We start from the raw sequence: 1,815 nt of genomic DNA on the forward strand, positions 1-1,815 counted from the left end.
CTGCCGGCGTCGCGGCTGACGGAGCTGCTGATCGTGCTGGCGGCGTTCTTCGTCAAAGGCGCTGATGCGAAAAATGCCTGGCATGCGGTGTGGCGCGACGCGAAAAAACACCGCTCACCCAATGCCGGCTGGCCGGAAGCGGCGATGGCCGGTGCGCTCGGCCTGGCGCTCGCCGGGCCGCGCAGCTACGGCGGCGTGCTCGTGGACGACGTCTTCATGGGCGAAGGTGGGCGGCGCGAGGCCGACAGCGTCGACATAAGGCGAGCGCTGAAACTCTATCGCGTCGCCGACTATCTGCTGATCGCGCTGTTTGGGTTGGTCGCGGTCATGGTCATCGTGGCGTGATCTACTTCACCCTCCCCTTGTGGGGAGGGTAAGAAACGCTCAGAACTCGATCCCCTGCTGCGCTTTCACGCCTGCGGAAAAATGGTGCTTGGTCACGCCCATTTCGGTGACGAGGTCGGCGGCCTCAACCAGCGCCGGCTTGGCGTTGCGGCCGGTGACCACGACATGCAGGCCCTCACGCCGCGCCTTCAACGCCGCAACCACTTTGTCGAGATCGAGATAGTCGTAGCGCAGCGCAATGTTCAGTTCGTCGAGCACCAGCAGGCTGATCGACGGATCGGCCATCAGTTCGAGCACCTTGGCCCAGGCGGCTTCGGCGGCGGCGATGTCGCGCTTCAGGTCCTGCGTTTCCCAGGTGAACCCCTCGCCCATCGCGTGCCAGACGACGCGGTCGCCGAAGGCGGCGAAGGCGTCCTTCTCGCCGGTGTGCCACTTGCCCTTGATGAACTGGACAACGCCGACGCGCTTGCCGTAGCCGAGCATCCGCAGCGCCAGGCCGAAGGCAGCCGTGGTCTTGCCCTTGCCGGGACCGGTGTTGACGATCAGCAATCCCTTCTCGACCGTCTTGCTCGCCACCTCGGCATCCTGCACAGCCTTGCGCTTGGCCATCTTGGCGCGATGGCGCTCTTCGTCCTTATCGTCGATGTCGGTCATGTCATTTCACCTTGAGCGGCAGCCCCGCCACCATCAGCAGCACCGTATCGGCGACGGCGGCGACCTGCTGGTTGAGCCGGCCGGCGGCATCGCGAAACCGGCGCGCCAGTGCATTGTCCGGCACGATGCCTTGTCCGACCTCATTGGACACCACGAACCAGGGCCCGCGCGGCCGCGACAGCACCTCCGTCAATCGCCGGCATTCCAGCTCGAAATCGTGTTCGGCCAGCATGTGGTTGGTCAGCCACAGCGTCAGGCAGTCGACAAGCACCGGCCGATCCTCCGGCAAGGCGGCAAGCGTACCGGCGAGATCGAGCAGTGCGTCGATGGTCGTCCAGCCTTCGCCGCGCCGCGATCGGTGCAACGCGATGCGTTCATGCATCTCGTCATCATAGGCTTGCGCCGTGGCGATATAGGTCCAGGGCGGCGGCAAGGCGGTCGCCAAAATTTCGGCGTGCGCGCTCTTGCCGGGGCGCGCACCGCCGATGAGGAAGGTCAGTGTCTTGCGATCAGGCAAAGCTGTCGCGCAGGCTGGTCGCGGTGCCGGTGAAGCGGCCACGCACCACACCGACGACCGCGCCGAGCACCAGCCAGAACACCAGATTGGTCACGGTCACCGCCACCACGAACTGGTGATGCAGCCCTTCCGGAATCGCCGTTTCGTAACTGTCGGGCTGCGGTGCACCGACAACATGCGGCACGACGATCAAAAGGACGGCAAGGATCGCCAGCGGCAGCGACTTGCGAAACGCGATCAGGCCGAGACCGGCAGCGGTTGCCGCCACCGTCGCCCACCACCAGATCTGGCGCTGGGTG

General features: G+C 65.5%; 4 protein-coding genes. 1 reads left to right on the forward strand and 3 read right to left on the reverse strand.

The genetic code is table 11. The features are described 5' to 3' along the window. A partial coding sequence (locus EN906_RS32870; RefSeq protein ID WP_206529237.1) for a cobalamin biosynthesis protein occupies positions 1-345 on the forward strand: 345 nt, incomplete at its 5' end. A 39-nt stretch (positions 346-384) separates the two neighbouring features. Here the strand turns inward: EN906_RS32870 and cobO are convergent. The 3 genes from cobO to EN906_RS32885 all read right to left on the reverse strand — a co-directional run. Then, entirely contained in the window at positions 385-999 is a 615-nt protein-coding gene (gene cobO, locus EN906_RS32875; protein ID WP_109667906.1) for a cob(I)yrinic acid a,c-diamide adenosyltransferase, read from the reverse strand. A gap of 1 nt (position 1,000) precedes the next feature. Continuing rightward, entirely contained in the window at positions 1,001-1,516 is a 516-nt protein-coding gene (gene cobU, locus EN906_RS32880) for a bifunctional adenosylcobinamide kinase/adenosylcobinamide-phosphate guanylyltransferase (RefSeq protein WP_127375709.1), read from the reverse strand. Further along, positions 1,509-1,815: CbtA family protein (locus EN906_RS32885; RefSeq protein ID WP_206529238.1), on the reverse strand; the 307-nt coding region annotated here is incomplete at its 5' end. The genes EN906_RS32885 and cobU, both read right to left, overlap by 8 nt.

Source organism: Mesorhizobium sp. M7A.F.Ca.CA.004.06.1.1 (genome assembly GCF_003999135.1).
GTDB lineage: Bacteria > Pseudomonadota > Alphaproteobacteria > Rhizobiales > Rhizobiaceae > Mesorhizobium.

Bases quoted from the DNA above. Each gene is read 5' to 3' on its own strand.
- cobO (WP_109667906.1), bottom strand. From the start codon at position 999: ATGACCGACATCGACGATAAGGACGAAGAGCGCCATCGCGCCAAGATG.